Origin of the sequence: Undibacterium hunanense, assembly GCF_014284335.1 — a bacterium.
Lineage (GTDB): Bacteria > Pseudomonadota > Gammaproteobacteria > Burkholderiales > Burkholderiaceae_D > Undibacterium > Undibacterium hunanense.
Window position 1 is genome coordinate 1 of sequence record NZ_JACOGF010000097.1, and the last position, 252, is coordinate 252.

General features: G+C 56.0%; 1 protein-coding gene. It reads left to right on the plus strand.

What is annotated here, in order from left to right:
• Window positions 1–252: hypothetical protein (locus H8L32_RS28530; protein ID WP_186951036.1), on the plus strand; the 252-nt coding region annotated here is incomplete at both ends.

Consider the following 252-nt stretch of genomic DNA (forward strand, 5'->3'; position numbering starts at 1 on the left):
ATCGACGGTGACCTGACAGGTGCCAACCTGGGTGACACCATCGCCCTGGGCGCGTCCGAATGGACCAACGTATCCGGTTTCGAAACAATCCGTCTGGTTGGTACCTCCAACAACGCCGGCGTTGTTGGTGCTGGTAACTACCGTCTGACATTGACCGATGCCCTGATCGCTGCCAACAACAACGCAGGTGTACTGGCCATCGTCAATGACAACGACACAGCCAACAATGCCAACAACACAGCAGACACAGCT